Annotated in this window: 26 protein-coding genes; 11 read left to right on the top strand and 15 right to left on the bottom strand. The window is 70.1% G+C overall.

Annotation, left to right across the window (positions count from 1 at the left end; all coding sequences use genetic code 11):
- Nucleotides 1-168: 168 nt before the first annotated feature.
- Nucleotides 169-1,287 (top strand): N(5)-(carboxyethyl)ornithine synthase, encoded by a 1,119-nt coding sequence (locus tag NR111_RS02400; protein ID WP_241261035.1) that lies wholly within the window; start codon nucleotides 169-171, stop codon nucleotides 1,285-1,287.
- A 58-nt stretch (nucleotides 1,288-1,345) separates the two neighbouring features.
- Here NR111_RS02400 and NR111_RS02405 read toward each other — a convergent pair whose 3' ends face one another.
- The 3 genes from NR111_RS02405 to NR111_RS02415 all read right to left on the bottom strand — a co-directional run bounded on the left by NR111_RS02405 (nucleotide 1,346) and on the right by NR111_RS02415 (nucleotide 2,972).
- Nucleotides 1,346-1,675 carry a hypothetical protein gene (locus tag NR111_RS02405; protein ID WP_206472482.1) on the bottom strand — a complete coding sequence of 110 codons (330 nt, stop codon included), beginning with the start codon at nucleotides 1,673-1,675 and terminating at the stop codon, nucleotides 1,346-1,348.
- A gap of 93 nt (nucleotides 1,676-1,768) precedes the next feature.
- Nucleotides 1,769-2,101 carry a VOC family protein gene (locus NR111_RS02410; RefSeq protein WP_206472484.1) on the bottom strand — a complete coding sequence of 111 codons (333 nt, stop codon included), beginning with the start codon at nucleotides 2,099-2,101 and terminating at the stop codon, nucleotides 1,769-1,771.
- Between the two features lie 217 nt (nucleotides 2,102-2,318).
- Nucleotides 2,319-2,972, bottom strand: a complete 654-nt coding sequence (locus NR111_RS02415) for a mismatch-specific DNA-glycosylase (protein ID WP_206472486.1) — start codon at nucleotides 2,970-2,972, stop codon at nucleotides 2,319-2,321.
- Between the two features lie 174 nt (nucleotides 2,973-3,146).
- Between NR111_RS02415 and NR111_RS02420 the strand changes: the two genes are divergently transcribed.
- Nucleotides 3,147-3,719, top strand: coding sequence for a YdeI family protein (locus NR111_RS02420; RefSeq protein WP_206472488.1), 573 nt, complete (start codon nucleotides 3,147-3,149; stop codon nucleotides 3,717-3,719).
- Nucleotides 3,720-3,781: 62 nt separating this feature from the next.
- Here NR111_RS02420 and NR111_RS02425 read toward each other — a convergent pair whose 3' ends face one another.
- Nucleotides 3,782-4,432: a DUF1877 domain-containing protein gene (locus NR111_RS02425; RefSeq protein ID WP_256819770.1), complete on the bottom strand. Its 651-nt coding sequence runs from the start codon at nucleotides 4,430-4,432 to the stop codon at nucleotides 3,782-3,784.
- A gap of 122 nt (nucleotides 4,433-4,554) precedes the next feature.
- Nucleotides 4,555-5,634 (bottom strand): redox-regulated ATPase YchF, encoded by a 1,080-nt coding sequence (gene ychF, locus NR111_RS02430; protein WP_185950324.1) that lies wholly within the window; start codon nucleotides 5,632-5,634, stop codon nucleotides 4,555-4,557.
- Nucleotides 5,635-5,733: 99 nt separating this feature from the next.
- Here ychF and NR111_RS02435 point away from each other — a divergent pair, with 99 nt between their 5' ends.
- Both NR111_RS02435 and NR111_RS02440 read left to right on the top strand, forming a co-directional pair.
- Nucleotides 5,734-7,239 carry an AI-2E family transporter gene (locus NR111_RS02435; protein WP_206472492.1) on the top strand — a complete coding sequence of 502 codons (1,506 nt, stop codon included), beginning with the start codon at nucleotides 5,734-5,736 and terminating at the stop codon, nucleotides 7,237-7,239.
- Nucleotides 7,240-7,250: 11 nt separating this feature from the next.
- Nucleotides 7,251-7,748, top strand: coding sequence for a DUF6542 domain-containing protein (locus NR111_RS02440; protein WP_256819772.1), 498 nt, complete (start codon nucleotides 7,251-7,253; stop codon nucleotides 7,746-7,748).
- A gap of 71 nt (nucleotides 7,749-7,819) precedes the next feature.
- On the opposite strand, the gene NR111_RS02445 is transcribed toward NR111_RS02440, so the two are convergent.
- Complete coding sequence (locus NR111_RS02445; RefSeq protein WP_069390312.1) at nucleotides 7,820-8,800, bottom strand: 4-hydroxy-3-methylbut-2-enyl diphosphate reductase; 981 nt, start codon at nucleotides 8,798-8,800, stop codon at nucleotides 7,820-7,822.
- A gap of 73 nt (nucleotides 8,801-8,873) precedes the next feature.
- On the opposite strand from NR111_RS02445, the gene NR111_RS02450 reads away from it, so the two are divergent.
- From NR111_RS02450 to NR111_RS02460, 3 genes are read left to right on the top strand one after another with little or no spacing between them, the layout of a single operon-like run.
- Nucleotides 8,874-9,263, top strand: coding sequence for a hypothetical protein (locus NR111_RS02450; protein WP_256819773.1), 390 nt, complete (start codon nucleotides 8,874-8,876; stop codon nucleotides 9,261-9,263).
- Complete coding sequence (xseA, locus tag NR111_RS02455) at nucleotides 9,260-10,552, top strand: exodeoxyribonuclease VII large subunit (RefSeq protein ID WP_069390313.1); 1,293 nt, start codon at nucleotides 9,260-9,262, stop codon at nucleotides 10,550-10,552. Before NR111_RS02450 ends, xseA begins: the two co-directional genes overlap by 4 nt.
- Nucleotides 10,552-10,785 (top strand): exodeoxyribonuclease VII small subunit, encoded by a 234-nt coding sequence (locus tag NR111_RS02460; RefSeq protein ID WP_067715599.1) that lies wholly within the window; start codon nucleotides 10,552-10,554, stop codon nucleotides 10,783-10,785. Before xseA ends, NR111_RS02460 begins: the two co-directional genes overlap by 1 nt.
- Nucleotides 10,786-10,859: 74 nt before the next feature.
- Here the strand turns inward: NR111_RS02460 and NR111_RS02465 are convergent, their stop codons facing one another.
- A complete protein-coding gene (locus NR111_RS02465; protein ID WP_069390315.1) occupies nucleotides 10,860-11,420 on the bottom strand; it encodes a DUF4245 domain-containing protein in 561 nt (186 codons plus the stop codon).
- Nucleotides 11,421-11,585: 165 nt separating this feature from the next.
- Here NR111_RS02465 and glpX point away from each other — a divergent pair, with 165 nt between their 5' ends.
- Entirely contained in the window at nucleotides 11,586-12,596 is a 1,011-nt protein-coding gene (gene glpX / locus NR111_RS02470) for a class II fructose-bisphosphatase (RefSeq protein ID WP_067715604.1), read from the top strand.
- 73 nt (nucleotides 12,597-12,669) lie between these two features.
- On the top strand, nucleotides 12,670-14,073 hold the full coding sequence (locus NR111_RS02475; RefSeq protein WP_256819776.1) for a class II fumarate hydratase: 1,404 nt from the start codon (nucleotides 12,670-12,672) through the stop codon (nucleotides 14,071-14,073).
- 88 nt (nucleotides 14,074-14,161) lie between these two features.
- Here NR111_RS02475 and NR111_RS02480 read toward each other — a convergent pair whose 3' ends face one another.
- The 5 genes from NR111_RS02480 to NR111_RS02500 all read right to left on the bottom strand — a co-directional run bounded on the left by NR111_RS02480 (nucleotide 14,162) and on the right by NR111_RS02500 (nucleotide 19,323).
- Nucleotides 14,162-14,770 (bottom strand): LGFP repeat-containing protein, encoded by a 609-nt coding sequence (locus tag NR111_RS02480; RefSeq protein WP_256819777.1) that lies wholly within the window; start codon nucleotides 14,768-14,770, stop codon nucleotides 14,162-14,164.
- Between the two features lie 86 nt (nucleotides 14,771-14,856).
- Nucleotides 14,857-16,212, bottom strand: a complete 1,356-nt coding sequence (locus NR111_RS02485) for a PhoH family protein (RefSeq protein WP_206472502.1) — start codon at nucleotides 16,210-16,212, stop codon at nucleotides 14,857-14,859.
- A gap of 222 nt (nucleotides 16,213-16,434) precedes the next feature.
- Nucleotides 16,435-17,661, bottom strand: coding sequence for an acetyl-CoA C-acetyltransferase (locus NR111_RS02490; RefSeq protein WP_256819837.1), 1,227 nt, complete (start codon nucleotides 17,659-17,661; stop codon nucleotides 16,435-16,437).
- A gap of 41 nt (nucleotides 17,662-17,702) precedes the next feature.
- On the bottom strand, nucleotides 17,703-18,155 hold the full coding sequence (locus NR111_RS02495) for a MaoC family dehydratase (protein WP_154828008.1): 453 nt from the start codon (nucleotides 18,153-18,155) through the stop codon (nucleotides 17,703-17,705).
- A 13-nt stretch (nucleotides 18,156-18,168) separates the two neighbouring features.
- The gene (locus tag NR111_RS02500) at nucleotides 18,169-19,323 is read right to left on the bottom strand and encodes an acyl-CoA dehydrogenase family protein (RefSeq protein ID WP_096905186.1); all 1,155 of its coding nucleotides are present in this window, start codon (nucleotides 19,321-19,323) and stop codon (nucleotides 18,169-18,171) included.
- A gap of 185 nt (nucleotides 19,324-19,508) precedes the next feature.
- Here NR111_RS02500 and NR111_RS02505 point away from each other — a divergent pair, with 185 nt between their 5' ends.
- Together NR111_RS02505 and NR111_RS02510 are read left to right on the top strand one after the other, a co-directional pair.
- Nucleotides 19,509-20,525, top strand: coding sequence for a MaoC family dehydratase (locus NR111_RS02505; RefSeq protein WP_256819780.1), 1,017 nt, complete (start codon nucleotides 19,509-19,511; stop codon nucleotides 20,523-20,525).
- Nucleotides 20,526-20,551: 26 nt separating this feature from the next.
- Nucleotides 20,552-21,310 carry a FadR/GntR family transcriptional regulator gene (locus NR111_RS02510; protein WP_256819781.1) on the top strand — a complete coding sequence of 253 codons (759 nt, stop codon included), beginning with the start codon at nucleotides 20,552-20,554 and terminating at the stop codon, nucleotides 21,308-21,310.
- Nucleotides 21,311-21,384: 74 nt separating this feature from the next.
- Here NR111_RS02510 and fabG read toward each other — a convergent pair whose 3' ends face one another.
- Genes fabG through NR111_RS02525 form a run of 3 tightly spaced genes read right to left on the bottom strand, consistent with a single transcriptional unit; the run spans nucleotide 21,385 to nucleotide 24,597 of the window.
- Nucleotides 21,385-22,125, bottom strand: coding sequence for a 3-oxoacyl-ACP reductase FabG (gene fabG / locus NR111_RS02515; protein ID WP_256819782.1), 741 nt, complete (start codon nucleotides 22,123-22,125; stop codon nucleotides 21,385-21,387).
- Nucleotides 22,106-23,347 (bottom strand): CaiB/BaiF CoA-transferase family protein, encoded by a 1,242-nt coding sequence (locus tag NR111_RS02520; protein WP_256819783.1) that lies wholly within the window; start codon nucleotides 23,345-23,347, stop codon nucleotides 22,106-22,108. The genes fabG and NR111_RS02520 overlap by 20 nt, the downstream gene beginning before the upstream one ends.
- The gene (locus NR111_RS02525) at nucleotides 23,344-24,597 is read right to left on the bottom strand and encodes an acyl-CoA dehydrogenase family protein (RefSeq protein WP_256819784.1); all 1,254 of its coding nucleotides are present in this window, start codon (nucleotides 24,595-24,597) and stop codon (nucleotides 23,344-23,346) included. Before NR111_RS02525 ends, NR111_RS02520 begins: the two co-directional genes overlap by 4 nt.
- Between the last annotated feature and the right edge of the window lie 42 nt (nucleotides 24,598-24,639).

Below are 24,639 nucleotides of genomic sequence, written 5' to 3' on the forward strand. Positions count from 1 at the left end.
TCGGCCTACACTCAAGTCGGAGCTGGTCCCGGTTCCCCGATGATGGGAGCCCGGATGTCCGGCACCGCTCAACCGTCCCGTTTCCCCTCCGATCCGAAGGACTCCCCACACTCCCCGGAGACCGGGGCGCGACCCCTCCTGACGCTCGGAGTCCTCGCGACCTCCACGATGGAGAACGAGCGGCGCCTGCCCCTTCATCCGCATCACCTGGATCGGATCGATCCGGACGTTCGGGCTCGGATGGTCGTCGAACGCGGGTACGCTGCGGACTTCCAGCTCGAACCCGGGTACGTGGAGTCGAGGGTGGGCAGGGTCGCAGAGCGGTCGGAAGTCATCCAGGCCGCCGATCTCCTCCTGCTCCCCAAGCCCCAGGCGGCGGACGTGAACGAGATCCCTGCCGGTCGCACCCTCTGGGGGTGGCCCCACTGTGTGCAGGACACCGAGCTGACGCAGACCGCGATCGATCGACGACTCACCCTCATCGCCTTCGAGGCGATGAACCACTGGACACGGCAGGGTGACTTCAGCCTGCACGTGCTCCACAAGAACAACGAGCTCGCCGGGTACTCCTCCGTGATCCACGCCCTGAGTCTCACGGGGACCACCGGAGACTACGGCCCCCGTCGCAGCGCGGTCGTGATCGGTTTCGGCGCGACGGCCCGAGGAGCCGTCACCGCACTGAGCGCCCACGGGATCCACGACATCCAGGTCCTCACACAGCGCGGGGCGACGGCAGTCGGTTCACCGATCCACAGCGCTCACATCACCCAGCTCCACACCGGCGGCGGTCCAGCCCACCTCGGCACGGTGCCCACCGAGGATGGTGACGTCCCTCTCCCGGTATTCCTCGCCGCACACGACATCGTCGTCAACTGCACCCTCCAAGACGTGGACGCGCCGATGACCTACCTGCGCACCCGCGACCTGGAGGGGTTCGCCCCGGGCAGTCTGATCATCGATGTCTCGTGCGACGCAGGCATGGGGTTCGAGTGGGCCGAACCCACCGGGTTCGACGACCCGATGTTCACTGTCGGCCACGGGGTGCACTACTACGCCGTCGACCACAGCCCCTCCTACCTGTGGAACTCGGCGACGTGGGAGATCAGCGAGGCACTACTTCCGTTCCTGCGCACCGTCATGGAGGGCCCCGCCGCGTGGGACGAGAACCTCACCATCTCCCGCGCCATCGAGATCCGTGGCGGGGTGATCGTTAACCCGAGAATCCTGAGCTTCCAGGGCCGTGACACCGAGTATCCCCACGCCCTGGCCGGGTCGCGTCCCGCATAGCCGGCTCATAGCGCTCACGGGTCCGGGGCGACGGCGAGCGGCTGGGGGCCGTCGACGGTCACGGGACGTCGGGGCACTCGATGACGTCGATCGAGTTGCCCGGGAACAGCGCGAGAAACGGGTGCCCACGCACGAGGTCGACCGCCGACTCGTGCGAGGGCGCTGAGAGCAGCATGTAGGCGACCCTGTCGTCCTCGAAGACCTCGACACCCTGGCTGGTGACGCGCCGCTTGCGGTACAGCGGACGTCCGGGATCCACGAGCGCCGGGCCCGCCTCCTCCGCCCACCGGGACCACGCCGCCATGAACTCTGCCTGCTCCGCCTCGGTGAGTTGAGGCTCGGTCGCCAGGTCGGCCGCGCCGTTGAGTATTCCGAGGAAGATGCCCATCCGGGAAGCGTTTCCGCGGGGGACGCACTGCGGAACGGTCCCGACGAGTCACTCTCCTCTGACCAGGCGCCCGGCCCCGCGTCGTGCGCGCGATTAGTCTCCTGCGAAGACGACGCGGTTGCCCTCGGGGTCCTCCACCACGAGAATCCTCCGACCGCCGCCGGGTTGCGGACCGTGATTGTCGACCCCGGCCGCAACGAGGCGACCGACCACCGAGTCCAGGTCGTCGACCTCGATCACCACCGACGAGTGCCCTGCCCGATCCGGTTCGGCCCAGACCTGGAGCCCGAAACCGTCTCCGAGATGCCATTCGAGCAACTCCGGCATCGGCCGGCTGTCCGGCCCCCGGTCGAGATGGCGGGAGTACCACGCGTCCCCCACCGATTCGTCGGAAACCGTGCAGTTCGCCATCAACAATCTGAACATCGTCGCTCCTCGGTCCGGTCTGCTGTGATCCCTGGGCGTCGCGCACGGAGTCGCGGCGCTTACCGATCGTCCCGGGAGCGCCAGATGGCCCGGGCGAACGCCGGGCTCGTCGTCGCGATGGCCCCGGATCCTATCTCCTCGCGTAGCGCGCGAGCAGGCACAGGAGGAACGTCCTTCCGCGGTGACCGGCCCACCCCCGCGCTGAACGTGCAGCTCGTCAGCCGTCGCTCGACCCGTGACGCTCCTCGACCGCCTCCCAGACCCGACGCCAGTGGTCGGCCAGCGAGTCGATGGTCTCGTGAGCGTTCAACCCGCTCGGCTGGGGCACTACCCAGAGTGCGACATCGTCGGGCCACCCTGGGACCGGGGTGGTGTCCTGTTCTCCGTACGTCGCTTTCGGCATCGCGAAGGCGGTACGGAAGGCGGTGATTCCTGCGACCGATACCACTGCGGGCCCCAGCTCCCCGGCCAGCGCGGCCAGGCGTTCGGCACCTGAGCGAAGCTCGTCGCGAGAGAGCTCATCGGCCCGCGCGGTGGCCCTTCCGACGAGATTCGTCATGCCGATCCCGCGGGAGAGCAGTTGCGCCTCATCCTCCGCCGACAATCCTGTCGAGGCGTCCACGAGGTGGTTGGTCAGCCCGGCCCGGTGCAGTGAGGGCCAGAATCGGTTTCCCGGCCGCGCGAACGGCGCATTGACGGCCGCGGTCCACAATCCCGGATTGACTCCCACGATGAGCAGGCGCAGCCGGCCGGGATCGGCGGGGAGGACGGCGTCGACACCGTTCGGATCATCGGTCGCGAATGCGGCGAGTTCCTCCCGCCTCGGGCGGCGACCACCCAGAGGTGAGGGCCGCCGCGGTACCCCGGTCACGATGTGCCGACGTCGAGCGCACCCCGACACTCTTCGCCCCTCTTCACCTTCTCAACCATGGGAGGAGGCTAGCGCGACGAGATCCCCGCGATCTCGACCGGCGGGGTCGGACAGACTCACCACCGTCTCCACCTGAGGACAGCGTGCGTCCGTAGTGCCTGAAAGGCTGGGCCCATGAGCGCAAAGGAAGGCCCGGCGTCCCCTGTCGTCTTGGCCGGCAGAGCCCAATGGCGCGAGTGGCTCTGCACGAACGAGGACAGTTCCGACGGCATCTGGCTGATGCTCGCGAAGAAGGGGGTGACGACTCCGACCTCCCTCAGCTATGGGGAGGCTCTCGACGAGGCTCGGTGCAGCGGATGGATCGACGGCCAGCGCAACGGCTATGACGAGCGGACCTACCTGCAGAGGTTCACCCCACGCCGGGCGCGTTCGCTCTGGTCACGGCGAAACGTCGAGATCGCGGAGCGCCTCGCCGCCGATGGTCGACTTCGACCGCGGGGCATCGCCGAGATCGAGAGGGCGAGATCCGACGGACGCTGGGACCGCGCCTACCCCGGGCAAGCGACCGCGCAGCCTCCGGATGCTCTTCGCACTGCCCTCGAGGCGGCACCAGCCGCGAAAGCGGCCTTCTCCCGGCTCACCCGGCCCGAGCGCTTCAGCGCGCTCCTCCCACTGCTCACGGCTACGAACGAGGATGCCCTCGAGCGACGCGTCGCGCACCTGATATCGCGGCTCACGCCGCCGTGATCCACCCCTTCTCCATGATCCCCCCCGCGACCAGATGCGACGACGAGGGGCCAGCCGTGCTGTCACCCGATCAAGTACGCGAATCCTCGACCGGATGTAACGAGCCCGCGGAGAAAATGTCTCGCCCGGCCTAAGAAGTGGTCGACGTAGTCTGCTTCCGCTTCGTGGTCTTCCCCGAACGGTCCGCTGTGCCGACTGAACCAGGGAACGAAGTCTGCGCGGGTGATCGCGTCCAGATCGTCCGCGATCCAAGCGACGTCTTCGGGCGGTATCGCCCGTACCCACGGCAACCAGCCCTCCCAGTTCCCGAGCGGAGTCACGGCGCCTTCGAACATCCGGTAGGCGGGGCGCGCTCGCTCATCCGGATCGGATGGCTGCGTCATCATCTGCAGGTTTCTCCACGACTTGTCGAGGTAGAGCATGTCCTCCACTGGTGGCCCCTGTTGGAAGTCGGTCGTCCCCATTGCGAAGCCGTGCGGCAGTCCGAAGGCGTCCGCGAGCGGGTCCGCGCTGATGTAGGCGCGTGGATCGGCGAGCACCACCTGTGTGATCTCGCTGTCGAATGCGTATGCGTAGTACCTGATTCCCATGCACCCAGCATCGACCTCCACGCGGGACCCGATAACCCCCCACGACCGATCTGTGGATAGGAAGTGTCGATCGCACTCGCCTGTGGAGAAACTCCTAGCGCCCACGGACAGCCTCGCCAGCACGAACGAGTCCAGAAAGCCCTAGCGCAGGCGAGTTCACGCCGTCCGGATGCACGAGCCGCACGCGCCCACCGCTCTCTGAGATTAGTCAGTAGAGCCGACAAGCCCCGCCTAGCAGGCAGTCCCTAGACGTTGAAGCGGAACTCCACCACGTCGCCGTCGGCCATCACGTAGTCCTTGCCCTCCATGCGCACCTTGCCGGCGGCCTTGGCTGCGGCCATCGACCCGGCGGCGTCGAGGTCGTCAAAGGAGACGATCTCGGCCTTGATGAAACCCTTCTCGAAGTCCGTGTGGATCACGCCGGCGGCCTTGGGGGCGGTGTCGCCCTTGCGGATGGTCCAGGCGCGCGACTCCTTGGGACCGGCGGTGAGGTAGGTCTGCAGGCCCAGGGTGTGGAACCCGGCGCGGGCGAGCGAGTTGAGGCCCGGCTCGTGCTGGCCGATCGACTCCAGCAGCTCCATGGCGTCGTCCTCCTCCAGCTCGAGGAGCTCGGCCTCGACCTTCGCATCGAGGAAGACCGCGTCGGCGGGGGCGACCGCGGCGCGGAGTTCGGCCTGACGCTCCTCGCTGGTCAATACGGACTCGTCGGCGTTGAACACATAGAGGAACGGCTTGGCGGTCATCAGGTGCAGGTCACGCAGCAGGGTGCGGTCCACCTCGTCCTGCGCCCTGAACAGGGTCCGCCCGTCCTCGAGCACGGCCTGCGCCTTGCGGACCTCGTCCAACAACGCCACGAGGGACTTGTCCTTGCGCGAGTCCTTCTCGAGCCGCGGGATGGCCTTCTCGATGGTCTCCAGGTCGGCCAGGATCAGCTCGGTGGCGATCACCTCGATGTCGGCCATCGGGTCGACCTTGCCGTCGACGTGGATGACGTCCGGGTCGTCGAAGACGCGGACGACCTGGCAGATCGCGTCGGCCTCACGGATGTTGGCGAGGAACTTGTTGCCCATCCCTTCACCGGTGCTGGCGCCCTTGACGATGCCCGCGATGTCGACGAACGACACGACGGCGGGCAGGATCCGCTCGGAGCCGAAGATCTCCGCGAGTCGGTTCAGGCGTGGGTCCGGCAGATCGACCACGCCGACGTTGGGCTCGATGGTGGCGAACGGGTAGTTCGCCGCGAGGACGTCGTTGTTCGTCAGGGCGTTGAACAGGGTCGACTTACCGACGTTGGGCAGTCCGACGATTCCGAGGGTGAGGCTCACGAGGGCACAGTCTACGGACAGCACCCCGGCTCCTCCCCCGCGGCCGTCGGGCGCCTCGTCAGGGAGCACACCACCGTGACCTCTGACATCATGTGACCCATGACCGACGAGCCGAAACCGCGTCCCCCCGTCGAGGACCAGGAGCAGCACGTCGACCGTTCCGTCCTCATCGGACTGGGCGGGCGCTGGGTCACCGACTGGGCCCTGCGACTGGCCATCCTTCTCGTCGCGGGCTGGTTGGTATCGAGGATCGGTGGCGCCCTGTGGGTCGGCATCCTCCCGATCCTGTTGGCGCTCATCGTCTCCACGGTGCTGTGGCCGCCGACGGGGTGGATGGTGCGGCACAGGGTCCCCAAGACGCTGGCCTCGCTGTTGTCCATCATCGCGTCACTCGGCCTCGTCTCGGGCGTGGTCGCCCTCATCGCCCCGTCGATCGTCGAGCAGAGCGTGCAGCTCGCCGACCAGACCTCGGAGGCGATCACCCAGGTCCAGGACTGGTTGCGCGGACCGCCGCTGAACATCCGGGACGAGCAGCTCGACGGGGTCCTCGAGCAGCTCAGCTCCACCCTGCAGGACCGCGGTGACCAGATCGCCTCGGGTGTGTTCAGCGGTGTCAGCGCGGTGGGGTCCTTCGTGATCACCCTCGTACTGGTTCTGGTCCTGACGTTCTTCTTCATCAAGGACGGGCCGAGGTTCCTCCCGTTCGTCCGCCGCATCTCCGGGCGCACCGCCGGCCGTCACCTGACCGAGGTCCTGACCCGCGCCTGGAACACCCTCGGCGGCTACATCCGCGCCCAGGCGATCGTGTCGTTCGTCGACGCGGTGCTCATCGGTCTGGCTCTGGTGATCCTGGGCGTACCGCTGGCCTGGGCGTTGGCCGTCATCACGTTCATCGCCGGGTTCATCCCCATCGTCGGCGCCTTCACCGCGGGTGCGCTCGCGGTCCTCATCGCCCTGGTCGCCAACGGCTTCACGACCGCGATCATCGTCCTCGTCGTGATCATTCTGGTGCAGCAACTCGAGGGCAACGTTCTCCAGCCGATCGTCCAGTCGCGCGCGATGAACCTGCACCCTGGGGTCATCCTGCTCGGCGTGGCCGCGGGTAGCACGCTGTTCGGCATCATCGGCGCGTTCCTGGCCGTCCCGCTCCTCGCGGTACTGGCGGTCGCGCTGCGCTACATCAACGAGCAGATCGATCTGCGTACCGGTGATGTGACCGCGTCGGATCTGGCGTCAGCGACAGACGAGGGACGTTTGACAGCGTGGCTCGCCGAGCTGTCGAGCTCGCGCTTCGCACCTCTGCGCAAGAGCAGCACCGCGATCATGGCCGGGATGATCGACGAGCGCCCCGACATCGCCGGGCCCCGGCGCCCGGTCCCCACCCGTGCGGGTGCAGGGGTCACCGTGGAGGCCGACGACGACGAGGTGGGCGGCGGCTCCACCACCGCCGCACCGGGGTTGTCGGATGAACCCCCGCCGGCGGCGGGCCCCGTCGATCCGAAGGCGGTCGACGGCTACCGCCCGTCCTCGCAGGAGCAGGAGGCGGAGAAGCCCAACCCGCTACGGCGGTTCGGCCGTTTCCTCGCCCGCCGACTGGGAGGTTAGAGTCTTCTCCCGTGACTAGACGCAGGAGTGGGCGGGTACCCGCGGACGAGCGGTCCGTGCTGTCCTCGACGCGGGGGCTGCCGGCCTGGACCGCGGTCCTCCTGGCGGTGGCGATCTCGCTGACCGGCGTGGCCATCGACTCGGTCTCCGGGGACCTCGGCGCGGGCTTCACCGTGGCGTTCTTCCTCGGCTGCGTGGTGTCCGTGCTCGCGGTCGCGCGGCGCTCGGTGTTCGTCGCGGGGGTGCAGCCACCGATCATCATGGCCCTGCTGGTCCCGCTGGTCTACGTCGTCTCCGGGGTCGGTTCGGGCGCGGACGTCTTCTCGCGGTCCCAGCTCGTGGCGATCATCCTGCCGCTGGCGACCCGCTTCCCGCTGATGATCACCTCGACCGTCGTGGTGGTGGCGATCGCCCTGATCCGTGCCCTGGTGCTGGAGCCGCGGCCGCGGGTCGCCCGCCCCGCGGCGCCGCCCGTCCAGCGCAGCGCCCCGGCACACGCCCGCCGTTGAGGCGGGGTGCGCCGGGGCGCTGACGGCTACCGCGTCCTCCCCCGCCACCTACCGGCGGGCGGGGGCGCGTATCAGACCTTCTTGGGGACCCGCAGTTCGCGGGGCAGCGAGAACGTGATGGTCTCCTGCGCCGTCCGGACGGTGGAGACGTCGCCGAAGCCGTGGTCGGCGAGCAGGTCCACCACCCCGCGGACGAGGATCTCCGGCACGGACGCGCCCGAGGTCACGCCGACGGTGGTGACGCCCTCGAACCAGGACGTGTCGATCTCCTTGGCGTAGTCCACCAGGTGCGCGTCGCGGGCTCCCGCCTGCAGCGCGACCTCCACCAGTCGCACGGAGTTGGACGAGTTCTGTGACCCCACCACGATCACCAGGTCGCACTGCGGGGCCATGGTCTTGACCGCGACCTGACGGTTCTGCGTGGCGTAGCAGATGTCGTCAGACGGCGGGTCGATGAGCGTGGGGTACTTCTGCTTGAGACGGCGCACCGTCTCCATGGTCTCGTCCACGCTGAGCGTGGTCTGCGAGAGCCAGATCAGCTTCTCGGTGTCCACGGGAATGTCCAGCGCGTCCACGGACTCGGGACCGTCGACCAGCGTCACTACGTCGGGCGCCTCACCGGCGGTCCCCTCGACCTCCTCGTGGCCCTCGTGGCCCACCAGCAGGATGAGGTAGCCCTCGCGCGCGAAGCGCTTGACCTCGGTGTGGACCTTGGTCACCAGGGGGCAGGTGGCGTCGAACGTCTTGAGTTCGAGTTGGAGAGCGCTCTCCCGGACGGCGGGCGAGACGCCGTGCGCGGAGAACACCAGGTTCGCGCCGTGCGGGACCTCGTCGGTCTCGTCGACGAAGATCACGCCCTGGTCGGTGAAGGACTCGACCACGTGCTTGTTGTGGACGATCTCCTTACGGACGTACAGCGGCGCCCCATGCTTGGCCAGGGCTTTCTCGACCGTCTCGACGGCTCGGTCGACGCCGGCACAGTAGCCGCGCGGTTCCGCGAGAAGTACCCGCTTGGTTGCCGGTTCGGCGATCATGTCGGTCTGCTCGGTCATGTCCCCAGGGTACGGTTCATACTGGATTTCGACCATTACGCCTCCCTTCACGCCCCCCGGCAGAGAGGTCCGCATGCTCCGACCCCTGTTCCTGACCCGTGCCTCGATCGGTCTCGCCGCCACCGCGGTGGAGCGTGTCGTGGCCCTGCCCGGCCGTGCGGTCGAGGCGGTCACCACGCTGCCCGCGATCCCCGTGCGGGTCGCCGGCGGCCTGGTCCAGTCCTATCTCCACGCCGGTCAGACCCTCACGGACCTGGCCGTCAAGGGCGACAAGGTGCTCGCCTCGGTGTTCCCGGCGCGGTCCGACCAGCCGGAGTGGGCGACGTTCGACGAGGACGAGGCCGACCCCGACGAGGTCCTGGACGTGTCCTACCGGGTCTACGGGTCGTCCTCGAGAGCCGCCCGCGACCGGGACGACGACCCCGACGTGCCGACCGGCCGCGTCGCCCCCCGCGACGCGTGACGGCCTCGTCCCCGCGCACGCCGAGCAGCGCCGAGCAGCCGTGGCCGGTCCGGGTGGTCTCGGACCAGATCGCCGCGTGGATCCACCGACTCGGGGCGGTGTGGGTCGAGGGTCAGATCACCCAGCTGAGCCTGCGCCCCGGCACCCGCACCGCGTTCCTCACCCTGCGTGACCCCTCCGTCGACAACTCGCTGACGCTCACGTGTCCACCCAGGCTCATCTCGGAGTCGCCGGTGCCGGTCACCGAGGGCAGCCGGGTGGTCGTGCGGGGGACGCCCCGCTTCTATACGGGCCGCGGGTCGTTCTCCCTCCAGGTTTCGGAGATCCGGCCCGTCGGCGTGGGCGAGCTCCTCGCCCGCATCGAGCGGCTCAAGCAGGCGCTGTCGGCGGAGGGGTTGTTCGACCCCCGACTCAAGCGGCCCCTGCCGTTCCTGCCCACGTGCGTCGGTCTGATCACCGGCCGGGCGAGCGCCGCCGAACGCGACGTCGTCGAGGTGGCCCGCGGCCGCTGGCCGGACGTGCGTTTCGCCGTGCGCAACACCCCGGTGCAGGGGGTGTCGGCCGTGCCCCAGATCCTGGACGCGCTGGCCGAGCTCGACGCCGACCCCGTCGTCGACGTCATCATCCTCGCCCGCGGCGGCGGGTCGGTCGAGGACCTGCTCCCCTTCTCCGATGAGGCTCTCATCCGCGCGATCTCGCGGTGCCGCACCCCGGTGGTCTCCGCGATCGGCCACGAGCCCGACTCGCCGTTGTCGGATCTCGTCGCCGACCTGCGGGCGGCCACCCCGACCGATGCGGCCAAACGGGTCGTGCCCGACGTGATCGAGGAGCGTCGTCGTATCGCCGAGGCCCGGTCCCGTACCGCCCGGGCGCTGCGCGGTTGGGTGGACCGGGAGCGCAACCAGCTGGCGGCCGTGCGGTCGCGGCCGTGCATGGCGAACCCGTACGGGATCGTCGAGTCGCGGGCGGAGATCGTCGCCGAGGCACTGCGCGCGGCCCGACGCGACATCACCCGGATCATCGACTCGGAGTCCACGTCGCTGGGCCACCTGTCGGCGCGTCTCACCACGCTCGGTCCCGCCGCCACCCTGGCCCGTGGCTATGCCGTGGTGCAGTCCGTCGCCGGGAGCCACGACGGCCGGGTGGTCTCGTCGATCGCCGACGCCCCACCCGGATCGCAGCTGCGGATCCGCGTCTCCGACGGCTCCATCTCCGCGGCCGCACTCGGGTCGACACCCGCCGCCGGCCGACCCACCCCTTCCACCGAACCGACCGAGGAGCAGTCCTGATGTCCGACGAGCAGACCCCCGTCTCCGAGCTGGGATACGAGCAGGCCCGCGACGAGTTGATCGAGGTGGTCCGCATCCTCGAGGCCGGCGGTCAGGACCTGGACGCCTCACTGGCGTTGTGGGAGCGGGGCGAGGAACTCGCCGAGCGGTGCACCGAACACCTCGACGGCGCGCGTGCGCGTATCGACGCCGTCCTTGGTGACGACGACGAGGGCGACTCCGGCCGGGGGTGATCCCGTCGCCCGGCCGGGCGCGAACACCTACCGCCGCCCCGATGCGATCACCGCGGGCACGGCACGCCGGGCGTCTACGGCGCGGGCAGCGGCTCGACGTCCTGTACGGCGGCGGCGAGTGACTCGAAGTCGGACGTCGGCGCGGAGCCGGTGACGGCCACGCGGACGTCGTCGAGGTCGAGCACCCACACCGGCCGGACGTCGTCCCCGGTGAGGACGGCCCACTCGCGCCCGGAGATGGGCACCACGGTGCGACTGGGCCTCGGCCCGCCACCCAGTGACCGGAACGCGTCCTCGGGAGCGTCGGACTGGACGAGCTCGATGTAGCTGCGCTCGCCCGTCACCCAGCCGACGTGGCTGGAGGTGGTCCCGGCGAAGCCCTGGACACGGCCGGAGTTGGGGGTCCACCCCTCTGGGACCTCGGGCGAGCGGATCGGGAAGTCCAGGCTCCGGGCGTCCTGCTCCAGCGAGGCCCGCGCGTCGAAGTCGGGGATCTGTCCCTGCTGCGGGCCGGACGGGCTGAAGGTGCACAGTCCGGCCACTCCGGCGAAGACGCCACAGATCACCATGAGCACCACCACCGACCAGAACATGTCGCGGTTGCCCTGCAGGATTCTCGGTTTCGCCTCGGCCACGCCTGCGAGTATCCCACCCGGCCGGGGCGAGTCCGGCGCGTGGCCCCCGGCGGGGTGGCCGAGGTGGAACAATGGGCGCCGACACCCCACCGCGGCCGTGCGCGCCACCGTCGCGCACATGCCACTGACAACCCCAGCCACCGTTCACTAGGAGCCAGACCACCTATGTCACCCACCAAGCGTCCCGATCGAAACCTCGCAATGGAGCTGGTCCGTGTGACCGAGGCCGCCGCCCTGGCCGCCGGGCGGTGGGTCGGGCGTGGCGACAAGAACGGTGGCGACGGCGCCGCGGTGGACGCGATGCGCGAGCTCATCTCCACCGTCGACATGGATGGCGTCGTGGTGATCGGTGAGGGCGAGAAGGACGAGGCGCCCATGCTCTACAACGGTGAGAAGGTCGGCACCGGCGAGGGGCCGGCCGTCGACGTGGCCGTGGACCCCATCGACGGCACGCGGCTCATGGCGGAGGGCCGGCCCAACTCGATCGCGGTGATCGCGGTCGCCGAGCGCGGGTCGATGTTCGATCCGTCCGCCGTGTTCTACATGCGCAAGATCGCCGTCGGCCCGGACGCCGTGGGCAGGATCGACCTCGCCAAGTCCACCGAGTGGAACATCCGCTCGGTCGCGGAGGCCAAGAACATCGATGTCGGGGACATGACGGTGTGCGTGCTCGACCGGCCGCGTCACGCCGAGCTCATCGCCGAGATCCGGGCCGCGGGCGCCAAGGTCCGGCTCATCATGGACGGCGACGTCGCCGGCGGTGTGGCGGCGGCCTCCGACGACAGCTCGGTGGACATGCTCATGGGCATCGGCGGTACCCCGGAGGGGATCATCACCGCGTGCGCGCTGAAGTGCATGGGCGGCGAGATCCAGGGCCAGCTGTGGCCGCAGGACGAGGCGGAGCGCCAGAAGGCGGTCGACGCCGGACTCGACGTCGACGCGATCCTCGGCACGGACGACCTGGTCAAGGGCGACAACTGCTTCTTCGCCGCCACCGGCATCACCAACGGCGACATGGTCCGCGGTGTGAGCTACCGCGCCAACGGCGCCGTCACCCGCTCGCTGGTGATGCGGTCCAAGTCGGGCACCGTCCGCCACGTCGAGGGGCGCCACAAGATGGAGAAGCTCCGCGAGTTCTCCGCCGTCGACTACGGCCAGGCCGCCGGCGGCAACTGATCCCTCCCGGCACCCCGCGCCCGCCGCTTCCGTCCTCCTGCACGGTGCGGCGGGCGCGCCTAGTCTGACCGGTATGGCCGATCAAACTGAATTCCGTATCGAACACGACACGATGGGCGAGGTCCGGGTCCCCGTCGACGCTCTCTGGCGGGCACAGACCCAGCGTGCCGTCGAGAACTTCCCCGTCTCGGGCAGCGGGCTCGAACGAGCGCAGATCCGCGCGCTCGGTCTGCTCAAGTCCGCCTGTGCGACGGTCAACGGTCGGCTGGGACTTCTCGACCGGGACAAGGTCGACGCGATCGTCGCCGCAGCCGGCCGCATCGCCGAGGGTGAACTGGACGAGCACTTCCCCGTCGACGTGTTCCAGACCGGCTCGGGCACGAGTTCCAACATGAACACCAACGAGGTCATCGCCTCGCTCTGCGCGGCAGAGGGCGTCACCGTGCACCCCAACGACGACGTGAACATGTCACAGTCGTCCAATGACACCTTCCCGACGGCGACCCACGTCGCGGCCACGGAGGTCGTGATCGCCGATCTCGTGCCCGCGCTGAACACCCTCGCCGAGTCCTTCAAGACCAAGGCCGGTCAGTGGCGCGAGGTGGTCAAGCCCGGGCGCACCCACCTGATGGACGCCGTGCCGGTGACGCTCGGACAGGAGTTCGCCGGCTACGCCCGGCAGATCCGCGCCGGGGTCGAGCGCGTCTGCGGGACGCTGCCCCGTGTCGGCGAGTTGCCGATCGGTGGAACCGCCGCCGGCACGGGCCTCAACGCCCCCGACGGCTTCGGCTCCGCTGTGGTCGAGGAGCTGCGCTCCCTCACCGGCCTGGAGGAGCTCCGTCTGGCGGCGGATCCGTTCGAGGCCCAGGCCGCCCGCGACGGCCTTGTCGAGCTGTCCGGGGCCCTGCGTTCCGTCGCCGTCTCGCTCACCAAGATCGCGAACGACGTCCGGTGGATGGGGTCGGGACCCATGACCGGGCTGTCGGAGATCCACCTTCCGGACCTGCAGCCGGGGTCGTCGATCATGCCCGGCAAGGTCAACCCGGTGCTGTGTGAGACGGTCGCGCAGGTCGCCGCGCAGGTCGTGGGGAACGACGCGGCCGTGGCGTGGGCCGGTGCGAGCGGCGCCTTCGAGCTCAACACCGCGATCCCGGTGATGGCGCGCAACGTGCTCGAGTCGGTCCGGATCCTCGCGAACTCGTCCACGCTGTTCGCCGAGCGCTGCATCGACGGGATCGAGCCGGACACCGATCGCATGCGACGGCTCGCCGAGTCCTCCCCCTCGATCGTCACGCCGCTGAACTCGGCGATCGGCTACGAGGAGGCCGCCCGGGTCGCCAAGCACGCCCTCGCCGAGGGGATCACCATCCGCGAGGCCGTCATCGCGCTCGGCTTCGTCCCCGATCCACTGTCCGAGTCCGAGCTCGACCGGCGCCTCGACGTCCTGGGGATGACGGGCCTCGACCGCGAGCGCTGACCCGACGGTCTCGCCCTGAGTGCGCACCGCGATGTGCGCCGCGGACCGGGCTCGGCGCGCCCGGCCCGCGGCGCGTCGCGTTCCGGGGTCAGCGGGAGTGCTCGACCACCCGGATGGCCTGGTCCTCGAGGCGGATCTGTCCGCGTTGGAAGTCCGAGTAGATGACCTCGTCCTCGACGAGCTCGTCGCTCACGGGCCACCCCAACCGGCCGGCGGGTCCGCCGTTGTCGAGGTAGGTGGCGAGGATCTGCCCGCGGACGATCTGGGCACCGGTCTGCGGTGACCAGTAGATGGCCCCGTCGGCGAAGTCCTGCTTCTTGCCACCCTCGAGCACCTCTGCCGGGGCCACCGGCGCCCCGAGCGCGAGCGCGGTCTCCTTGGCATCGTCGTACCGGCGATAGATGGCCATGTTCGTGAGGAACTCGTCCTCGCCGATCTTCACCACGATCGGGTCGTCCGCGTCGGACCCGGCGGCGGGGCCGATCGCGCCCGGGCCCGCACCGGTCTGGTCACCAGCGCCCTGGTCCCCACCGATCTGGTCCGTAGCAGGTTGCTCCGTAGCAGCCTGTCCCGCAGCGGTCTGGGACTGCGCCTCGGCCGGCATGCCACCGGGGACCTGCTCGCCACACGCGGCCAGCCCCAGGACGCAGGCGGTGAGCAGCCAGAGCGCGGGCGCCGGCGACGAGCGTCGGGACATGGGGAACCTCCGTAACGGCATGCACGATGCGGGCCCGGGCTCGCTCGCCCGGACCCGTATCATCCCACGCTGCCCGGAGCCTGAAGTCAGGCGGCGTGGATCCGTCGCAGCTCCCCGGAGGAACCCTCGGGGTGGAATTCCTCCAGCATCGTGGTGACGAGTTCGGCGATGGCGGAACGTTCCGAGCGGTTGAGGGTGACGTGCGCGAAGAGTGGATGCCCCTTGAGCTTCTCCACGACCGCCTGGATGCCGTCGTGGCGCCCCACCCGGAGGTTGTCCCGCTGCGCGACGTCGTGGGTGAGCACGACCCGCGACCCGGTCCCCAGCCGCGAGAGCACGGTGAGCAGCACGTTCCGCTCGAGTGACTGCGCCTCGTCGACGATCACGAACGAGTCGTGCAGACTCCTGCCGCGGATGTGGGTCAGCGGCAGCACCTCGAGGATGTCGCGGTCCATGACCTCGTCGATGACGTTCTCGCTGACCAGTCCCTCGAGGGTGTCGAACACGGCCTGGGACCACGGGGACATCTTCTCCGACTCGCTGCCGGGCAGGTACCCCAGTTCCTGCCCGCCCACGGCGTACAGCGGGCGGAACACGACGATCTTGCGGTGACGACGCCGCTCCAGGACCGATTCGAGGCCCGCGCACAGCGCCAGCGCCGATTTGCCGGTGCCCGCGCGGCCGCCGAGGGACACGATCCCGATCGACTCGTCCAACAGGCAGTCGATCGCGATGCGCTGCTCGGCCGAGCGGCCGCGCAGGCCGAAGACCTCGACGTCTCCACGGACCAGCCGGAGCCCGCCGTCGTCGGCGACGCGGGCCAGAGCCGACGACGACTCTGTCTGGACGCGGACGCCGCAGTGCACCGGGGTCCCGCTCTCCAGTCCCGCGGCCCGGGCTGCGAGGCCCGAGGCGCGGCCCTCCGAGAACAGGGTGTCGACGAGGTCCTGGGTGGCCGGCAGGTCGGCGACCCCGCTGTACCCGGTCAGCACGACGTCCTGGGCGTGGTACTCGTCGGCCGGCAGGCCCACCGAACCCGCCTTGACCCGCAGAGGGACGTCCTTGGACACGAGCACGGTGTCGGCGCCCCCGGCCCGCAGGTTGAGCGCACACGCCAGGATCCGGGAGTCGTTGCCGGTGTCGCGGAATCCGGACGGCAGCACCGCCTGGTCGGTGTGGTTGAGCTCGACCCGCAGGGTGCCGCCGACGTCGGTGACGGTGATGTCGCCGTCGAGGCGCCCGTGCCGCAGCCGCAGGTCCTCGAGCAGCCTGAGGGCCTCACGGGCGAAGTAGCCCAGCTCGGGATGATTGCGTTTGCCCTCCAGCTCGCTGATGACCGCGATGGGGAGCACAACGCGGTGCTCGGCGAAGCGGGTGACGGCCCACGGATCGGACAGCAGAACCGAGGTGTCGAGGACGTAGGTACGTACGGTGTCGGTCACGGCGCGCTCCTCGCCCGCGGCACCCGCGAGCGTGTTGGGTTGGACCGGCCGGCCCAGGTCACCTGGTGGTGACGGGGCCGGGTGCCGGCCCCCTCCCGATCGAGACAGACGATCATTGGCTGGGACCTCCCGACGGTCGGCTTCCCCACCGACCGTTGCCGATGACGCTACGCCCGAATCACATCCCTGTAGTTAAGTCTGGGTGAACTATCAGGTGACCCGTCACGCCACCCGCTCGAACGCCGCGGCCAGCCCCTGCCCACCGCCGAGGCACATCGTCTCCAGGGCGAGCGGGCCCTCCCGGCGCGCCAGTTCGCGCGCCATGGTGGTGAGGATGCGCGTACCGGTGGCCCCGACGGGATGCCCGAGCGAGATCCCGGAACCGTGGACGTTGAGCCGCTCGCGATCGGCGGCGGTGAACCCGTGGCCCGACTCCCACTCCCGCAGGCACGCGAGCACCTGCGCGGCGAACGCCTCGTTGAGTTCGATGAGGTCGAAGTCCGCCAGCCGCAGGTCGAGTTGCCGGAGTAACCGGGCCGTCGCGGGAACGGGGCCGATGCCCATCCGCGCGGGGTGGACGCCGGTCACCGCCCACCCGAGCGGTCGGACATAGGCGCGCAGCCCCAGCTCCTCCGCGCGACTGCGGGTGGTCACCACGCACACCGCCGCGCCGTCGTTCTCCCCCGACGCGTTGCCGGCCGTCACCGTCGCGTCGGGGTCGACGCGGGAGCGGATGGGTCGCAGGTCGGCGAGGGAGGCAGCCGTGACGCCTCGCCGGGGGTGTTCGTCGGTGTCGACGACGACGAGCTCTTCCTTCCGCTGAAGGACCTGCACCGACACGATCTCCTCGTCGAACACCCCCGAGTCCTGAGCCGCGATCGCGCGGCGTTGACTCTCCGCGGCCAGCTCGTCCTGCTCCGTCCGGGAGATGGAGTACTCCGCACGGAGGTTCTCGGCGGTCTCGAGCATGCCGCCCGCCACCGGGTGGTCGCGGCCGCCGGAGGTCACCCGGCCGCGGGCGATGCGGTCGATGAACTCGACCCGGTCGCCGCGGACCCCGCCGCGCAGCCCGAGGGAGTAGAACTCACTGTTCGACATCGACTCGGCGCCTCCGGCGATCACCACGTCGCTCGCGCCGACGGCGACCTGCATGGCGGCGTTGAGCACGGCCTGTAGACCCGATCCGCAGCGGCGGTCGATCTGAATCCCCGGCGTGCTGATGTCGAGTCCGGCGTCGAGTGCCGCCACCCGCCCGATCGCGGGCGCCTCGCCGTTGGGGTAGCACTGGCCCAGGATCACGTCGTCGATGTCCGTCGTTCCGAGGCCGGTGCGGTCGACGAGTCCGGCGATCGCGGCCGCGGCGAGGTCGGCGGCCTGCAGTGGCGCCAGGACACCGCCCCGGCGGCCCACCGCGGTCCGGACGGGTTCACAGACCACCACGTCGGCCAGCGCCTCGGCCATCCTGGATCCGGGCACCGGGGCCTGTCGCCTCACTCGACCATCATCCGGACGGTCTCGGCCACGACCGCCGGCCGGTCGGAGCCCTCGACCTCGACGGTCACCAGACTGTTGAGCTGGACTCCGGACGACTTCCGCTCGAGCGACGTCAACTCGATCCCCGCACGGATACGTGACCCGACCGGCACCGGCGCGGGGAACCGCACCTTGTCGACCCCGTAGTTGATCATCATGGCGAAGCCCCGGATCTCCATCACCTCGGCGCCGAGCACCGGCAGCAGCGACAGGGTGAGGTACCCGTGCGCGATGGTGCGGCCGTACGGTCCCTCGGCCGCCCGCGCCGGGTCGACGTGGATCCACTGGTGGTCCCCGGTGGCGTCGGCGAACGCGTCGATGCGCTCCTGGGTGATCTCCATCCAGTCGCTGTACCCGACATGCCGGCCGAGCTCGGCCTCGAGCTGCTCCAGCCCCTCGAACACCTTCATGACAGTCCTCTCCTCATTCCAACCCGCCACGTGCCACCAGTTGCGATGCGATGACGTTGCGCTGGATCTCGTTGGTCCCCTCGCCCACGATCATGAGCGGGGCGTCGCGGAAGTACCGCTCGATGTCGTACTCCGTGGAATACCCGTAGCCGCCGTGGATCCGGACGGCGTCGAGCGCGATCTCCATCCCCACCTCCGAGGCGAAGAGCTTGGCCATCCCCGCCTCCATGTCGCAGCGCTCGCCGGCGTCGGCCTTCGCGGCGGCGAACAGGGTGAGCTGGCGGGCGGCGGTGAGCTTGGTGGCCATGTCGGCCAGGTGATGCCCGACGGCCTGGTGCTTCCAGATGGGCTGTCCGAAGGATTCGCGCTGCTGCGCGTACGCGAGGGAGTCCTCGAGCGCCGCGGCCGCGACGCCCAGCGCGCGGCTGGCCACCTGGATCCGGCCGGTCTCCAGGCCCTTCATCATCTGCGCGAAGCCCCTTCCCGGTTCGCCGCCGAGGATCCGGGTCGCCGGGGTGCGGTACCCGTCGAAAGCGAGTTCGCAGGTCTCGACTCCCTTGTACCCGAGTTTGGACAGGTCCTCGGAGACCGTCAGTCCGGGACCGTGCTCGACCAGGACGATAGAGATGCCTTGGTGTCTGGGCGTCGCGGACGGGTCGGTCTTGCACAGCAGCGCGATGAGGCCGGAGCGTCGCGCGTTGGAGATCCACGTCTTGGTGCCCGTGATCACGAGCTCCTCGCCCTGAGTCGTGGCGGTGGTGGTCATCGCCTGGAGATCGGATCCCCCGCCGGGCTCCGTCAGCGCCATGGTGGCCCGGATCTCACCGGTCGCCAACCGGGGAAGGTAGGTGGCCTTCTGCTCCTCGGTGCCGAACTCGGCGAGCAGTGTGGCGACCACGGTGTGCCCGCCCATGGCGCCGGCGAGTGACATCCACCCGCGGGCGAGTTCCTCGGTGACCCGCACGTAGCACGGCATCGAGACCGGCGTCCCCCCGAATTCCTCGGGCACCGCCAGACCGTAGATGCCGATCGCCTTCATCTGCTCGATCCAGCGTTCGGGGTACTCGTTCGCGTGTTCCATCTCGCGCACGGACGGCTTGACCTCGCGATCGATGAACCGACGCACGGTCGCGACGAGGTAGGCCTCGTCATCGTTCAGGTCCGGCACCGCAGAACACCTCGTCGTCGTCGTCGTCATCTCGATCCGCCGGTCAGGCGGGCTCCGGACCTCATCGTCGCAACGCATCGCCCAATAGTCAATAATGATGCGCATGGTTTTGTGTAGAGTGTGATCGGTCAGCCGTCGGCGCGCGGCCGCGCGACGCACGCCACCCGCGCCGGAAGGAGGCCGCGATGACCGAGCACCCCGCCCCGCAGGGACCCGTCGTGGAGATCGGCGGCCCCTACTTCGACCAGCTCGAGGTGGGACAGGTCGTCGACACGGCCCCGGCGGTCACGCTGACCGACGGGCTGGCGGCCGCGCACCAGGCCATCCTCGGCGACCGCCTGCGCCTTCCCCTGGACCGTCACCTGTCCCACGCGGTCACCGGTGCCGCGGTGGCGCACCCCGGGCTGGTGACCGACATCGCGATCGGTCAGTCCACCGTGGTGACCCACCGGGTCAAGGCCAACCTGTTCTATCGGGGCCCGCGCCTACTGGCGGCTCCCCGGATCGGTGACACCCTCTCGACGCGGACCGAGGTGGTCGGTCTCAGGACCAACTCCCCCAGACCCGGCCGCGCGGCCACGGGGCTGGCAGCCCTCCGGATCACCACCACCGACCAGGACCGCCGGACCGTCCTGGACTTCCACCGCTGCGCGATGCTGCCGCTGTCGCCGGGTGTCGATCCCGGGTCCTGCGTCCACGACGACGACCTGTCGGCCATCGGCGCCGACCACGGGCAGCCGTGGGCGATGCCGCAGGGGTGGGACCTCGACGCCTACCGCGCCGCGCTCCCGGGCGGACTCACGGCGATCCCCGCGGCCGGCACCGTCCTGCGCGCCGGCGCCGACGTGGTGTCGAACGCGCCGGAGCTGGCGCGACTGACCATGAACATCGCGCAGACCCACCACGACGAACGCGCCTCGGGCTCCGGTCGGTTGGTCTACGGCGGCCACACCATCGGACTCGCGCTCTCGCAGGCCACGCGCGCCCTGCCGCCCATGCTCACGGTGCTCGGGTGGCACTCGTGCGACCACGTCGGTCCGGTCCGCGAGGGCGACACCCTGAGTAGTGACATCGTGGTGGGCGCCGCGGTGGAGCTGGCAGGCGGTGGCACGGCGCTCGACCTCCGGTCGCTCGTGACCGCGCACCGGCAGGACGGCGACGCGCCCGTCCTGGACTGGACCTACACCGTGCTCATGCCCTGAGCCGGGAGACGGGGATGATGGTTGTCATGAGTTCAGGCAGCGGCGGCGTCCGCCCGGGGGTCGGCAGGCCCAAGAAGACGGCCCTGCTCGTCGCCCAGCAGATCGTCGAGGACATCTCCCGCCGCGGGAACACCGTCGGCGACCGGCTGCCCCCCGAGCACCTCATGTTGGAGGAGTACGGGGTCGGCCGCGGCACCCTCCGGGAATCGCTGCGCTACCTGGAGCTCCAGGGCGTCATCATGCTCAAGCCCGGCCCGGGCGGCGGCCCCGTCGTGCAGCAGCCCGACGGCGGCACCCTCGCCGCCACCCTGAGCCTGCTCCTGCAGTTCGGCAGCGCCCCGTTCTCGACGATCATGGAGGCCCGCGCGGCGCTCGAGCCGGGTATCGCGCGGCTGGCCACCACGCGGATCGACGACGGCGGCCTGGAGCGACTCGCGGAGAACCTGCGTCAGACCCGGGACCAACTGGGCGACCCGGCGGCCTTCTCGGCCCACTCCGAGCGGTTCCACGAACTCATCGCCTGGAGCTCCGGCAACGCCCTCTTCGGGTACCTCTTCGACGCGCTGACGGGCCTCATCGCCGGCGCCTCGATGGGGATCAGCTACCCGAAGCGCCAACGCGAGCTGACCTGCGACATCCACGGGGACATCTACGCCGCGATCGCCGATCGCGACGCGGACACCGCCTCCCGGCTCATGTCCGTGCACATCGACGAGCACACCACGTACCTCGAGAAGCGGTTCCACTCCGAGCTCGCCCAGCCGATCCGCTGGGACCTCGGCTGAGCGACCAGCGCTACAGGAACCTGCGTGGCTCTGCGTGGCCCTGCGCGGCTCTGCATGGCCCGCGGGCCGCGCACTCAGATGTGCCGCCCGCCCGTGATCTCCAGGACGGTGCCGGTCATGTAGCTGGACATGTCGCTGGCGAGGAACAGCACCACCTGCGCGACCTCGCTCGGCTCGGCTGCGCGCCCCATGGGGATCTCGGCCAACTTCTCCTCCCAGACGTGCTCGGGCATGGCCAGGGTCATGGCGGTGCGGATGAGCCCCGGCTGGACCGCGTTGACGCGCACCCCCGCGAACGCCACCTCCTTGGCCGCCGCCTTGGTGAGCCCCACGATCCCGGCCTTGGCTGCGGAGTAGTTGGTCTGGCCGACGAGACCGACCTTGCCGGAGATCGACGAGATGTTGACGATCGCCCCTCCCCCGTGCCCGCGCATCCGGCCGGCGGCGGCGCGGGTGCCGTTCCACGTGCCCTTGAGGTGGATGGCGATGATGTCGTCGAACTGCTGCTCGGTCATCTTGCGCATGGTCGCGTCACGGGTGACGCCGGCGTTGTTGACGAACACCCCCAGCGGCCCGAACGCCTTCTCGGCCACGTCGATCATCGCCTCGACCGCCGCCCCGTCCCGGACGTCGCAGTGGACGTAGCGCGCGGAGTCCTGCCCGCCCAGGTCGGCGACGGCCGCGGCGCCCGCCTCGTCGTCGATGTCGCCGATCACCACCCGCGCGCCCTGGTCGACGAACGTCCGGGCGATCTCCAACCCGATGCCGCGCGCGGCCCCGGTGACGACTGCGGTCTTACCCTCGAGCAGGCCCATGGTGTGTGTCCTCGTGTCGTGTGTCGTGGTCGGTGGTGGTCCCGAGCGCTCCGTCACGCCGGAGCTCCGCCAGGATCGCGTCGGTGTGCTGCCCCAGTGCGGGAACGGGCCCCATGGGCAGCTCTACATCGGTAAAGGTCATCGGCGGGAGCAGGCCGCGGACCGGACCCGCCGGCGTCTCGACGTCCCGCCACCGGTCCCGCGCCGCGAGTTGCGGGTGGTCGACCAGCCCGGCGACGTCATTGAGCCGGGCCGCCGGGACGCCGAACTCGTCGAGTCGCTCGGCCAGCTCCACCGAGCCGAACTCCCCGGTCAGGGAGGCGATCAGCGCGTACACTTCGGCCCTCCGGGCGACGCGGGCGATGTTGGTGGAGTACCTCTCGTCGTCGACCAGCTCCGGCCGCCCCAACACGTCGCGCACCAGTGCGGCCCACCCGCGATCGTTCTGGACGCCGATCAGCACCTGCCCATCGCGGGTCGGGAACGCGTCGTACGGGCAGATCGACGCGTGGGACAGTCCCATCCGCTCGACCTGCCTGCCCGCATACATCCAGGTGTACATGGGGTGGCCCATCCACTCGGCGGTGGCCTCGAACATGGACACCTCGACGGTGGCCCCGCGCCCGGTCCGTTCCCGCCGGAAGAGCGCCGACTGGATCGCCGACAGGGCGTACATCCCGGTCGCGATGTCGGACACCGGGACCCCGGTCTTGGTGGCGGCCTCGGGGGTGCCGGTGATCGAGCACAGCCCGGACTCGGCCTGCACGAGCATGTCGTAGGCCTTGCGACCGGTGTACGGGCCGGTGTCGCCGTAGCCGGAGATGGTGACGACGACGAGGTCGTCCCGCCGCTCGCGCAGTGCGGTCGCCCCGAGTCCCAATCGGTCCATCGCCCCGGGGGCCAGATTGCTGATCACCACATCCGCCCGGTCGGCCAGGGCCAACGCGGTCTGCCTGCCGCCCGGCGAGGCGAGGTCGAGTTCGATCGACTCCTTCCCCCGGTTGAGCCAGACGAAGTGGGAGGCCTGCCCGTGGACGGTGGCGTCGTAGGCCCTGGCGAAGTCACCCTCCCCCGGGCGCTCGATCTTGATGACGCGCGCGCCGAGGTCGGCCAGGTGCCGGGTCGCCAGCGGGGCGGCCACGGCCTGCTCCACGGCGATCACCGTGATGCCCTCGAGCGGGAGCGGCTCGCCGGTGGGCGTTCCGCGCGTCGGGTCCGTCATCGGGCACCCGCGTCCCGCTGCGCACCCTTCACGAGGCCACCGCCGATGATGAGGCGCTGGATCTCACTCGTGCCCTCGTACAGGCGGAGCAGGCGGACGTCACGGTAGATCCGCTCCACCGCCACGCCCCGCATGTAGCCCGTGCCGCCGTGGATCTGGACCGCCTTGTCCGCGACATCGGCGACCATCTCGGTGCAGTACAGCTTGGCCACCGAGGGGGCGATCCGTCGGTCCTCGCCGGAGACGTACTTGGCGGCGGCCTCGCGGACGAGGGCACGGCCCGCCATGACGCCGGTCTGCTGGTCGGCGAGCATCCCCTGGACCAACTGGAATCCGCCGATGGCCTCGCCACCCTGGGTGGTGGTCGCCGCGAAGGCGAGCGACTCGTCGAGCGCCCGCTGCGCCGATCCCACGGCGACGGCGGCGATATGGATGCGGCCGCGGGCCAAGGAGGTCATCGCCGCGCGGTATCCGGCCTCCTCGTCGCCACCCACCAGGGCGGTGGCGGGCACGCGCACGCCGCGGAAGTCCACCTCGGCGGTCCACGCGCCCTCCTGCCCCATCTTCTTGTCCCTGGGGCCGACACTCACGCCCGGGGCGTCCGCAGGGACGAGGAACACGGCGATCCCCGTCCCGCTGTGGTCGGCGGGACGGGTACGTGCGAACACGATGAACAGATCCGCCAGCGGGGCGTTGGTGATGAAGCGCTTGGTGCCGTCGATGATCCAGTCACCGCCCTCACCGCCCTCACTGCCCGCACCGCCGTCCCGCACGGCCTTCGTGGCCAGTCCGGCGGGGTTCGAGCCGGCGCCGTCCTCGGTCAGGGCGAAGGAGGCGATGACGTCGCCGGAGGCGATCCGCTCGAGCCATTCGGCCTTCTGGGCATCGGTGCCGAAGTTCACGAGGACCTGCCCGGCGATCCCGTTGTTGGTCCCGAACAGCGACCTCATGGCCAGTGTCGTGTAGCCGAACTCCATCGCCAGTTCGACATCCTGGGTCAGGTCGAGGCCCAACCCACCCCACCGTTGCGGGATCGCGTAGCCGAACAGGCCCATGTCAGCCAGGTCTGCACGGATGTCGTCCGGGACCGCGTCGGTGTCGGCGATCTCCCGCTCGCGGGGCACGACCACCGAACGGATGTACTCACGCGTGGTCGCGAGGATGTCCGCGAAGTCCTCCGCGCCGACTTCCGTGTCGCTCTCCGTGTCTGTGTCGACCACGGGGGTCGCGCTGCTCGGCTGCTCGCTCATGGTCTCGCCCCTGTCCGCCGGCGATGGGTGTCGCGGAACACA

Source organism: Dietzia sp. Die43, assembly GCF_024519835.1.
Classification (GTDB): Bacteria; Actinomycetota; Actinomycetes; order Mycobacteriales; family Mycobacteriaceae; genus Dietzia; species Dietzia kunjamensis.

Coding starts and splice junctions, on each gene's coding strand:
- NR111_RS02400 (WP_241261035.1), top strand. CDS start 169: ATGGAGAACGAGCGGCGCCTGCCCCTTCATCCGCATCACCTGGATCGG.
- NR111_RS02405 (WP_206472482.1), bottom strand. CDS start 1,675: ATGGGCATCTTCCTCGGAATACTCAACGGCGCGGCCGACCTGGCGACC.
- NR111_RS02410 (WP_206472484.1), bottom strand. CDS start 2,101: ATGTTCAGATTGTTGATGGCGAACTGCACGGTTTCCGACGAATCGGTG.
- NR111_RS02420 (WP_206472488.1), top strand. CDS start 3,147: ATGAGCGCAAAGGAAGGCCCGGCGTCCCCTGTCGTCTTGGCCGGCAGA.
- NR111_RS02435 (WP_206472492.1), top strand. CDS start 5,734: ATGACCGACGAGCCGAAACCGCGTCCCCCCGTCGAGGACCAGGAGCAG.
- NR111_RS02445 (WP_069390312.1), bottom strand. CDS start 8,800: ATGACCGAGCAGACCGACATGATCGCCGAACCGGCAACCAAGCGGGTA.
- NR111_RS02450 (WP_256819773.1), top strand. CDS start 8,874: ATGCTCCGACCCCTGTTCCTGACCCGTGCCTCGATCGGTCTCGCCGCC.
- NR111_RS02460 (WP_067715599.1), top strand. CDS start 10,552: ATGTCCGACGAGCAGACCCCCGTCTCCGAGCTGGGATACGAGCAGGCC.
- glpX (WP_067715604.1), top strand. CDS start 11,586: ATGTCACCCACCAAGCGTCCCGATCGAAACCTCGCAATGGAGCTGGTC.
- NR111_RS02475 (WP_256819776.1), top strand. CDS start 12,670: ATGGCCGATCAAACTGAATTCCGTATCGAACACGACACGATGGGCGAG.
- NR111_RS02480 (WP_256819777.1), bottom strand. CDS start 14,770: ATGTCCCGACGCTCGTCGCCGGCGCCCGCGCTCTGGCTGCTCACCGCC.
- NR111_RS02495 (WP_154828008.1), bottom strand. CDS start 18,155: ATGAAGGTGTTCGAGGGGCTGGAGCAGCTCGAGGCCGAGCTCGGCCGG.
- NR111_RS02505 (WP_256819780.1), top strand. CDS start 19,509: ATGACCGAGCACCCCGCCCCGCAGGGACCCGTCGTGGAGATCGGCGGC.
- NR111_RS02510 (WP_256819781.1), top strand. CDS start 20,552: ATGAGTTCAGGCAGCGGCGGCGTCCGCCCGGGGGTCGGCAGGCCCAAG.
- fabG (WP_256819782.1), bottom strand. CDS start 22,125: ATGGGCCTGCTCGAGGGTAAGACCGCAGTCGTCACCGGGGCCGCGCGC.
- NR111_RS02520 (WP_256819783.1), bottom strand. CDS start 23,347: ATGACGGACCCGACGCGCGGAACGCCCACCGGCGAGCCGCTCCCGCTC.
- NR111_RS02525 (WP_256819784.1), bottom strand. CDS start 24,597: ATGAGCGAGCAGCCGAGCAGCGCGACCCCCGTGGTCGACACAGACACG.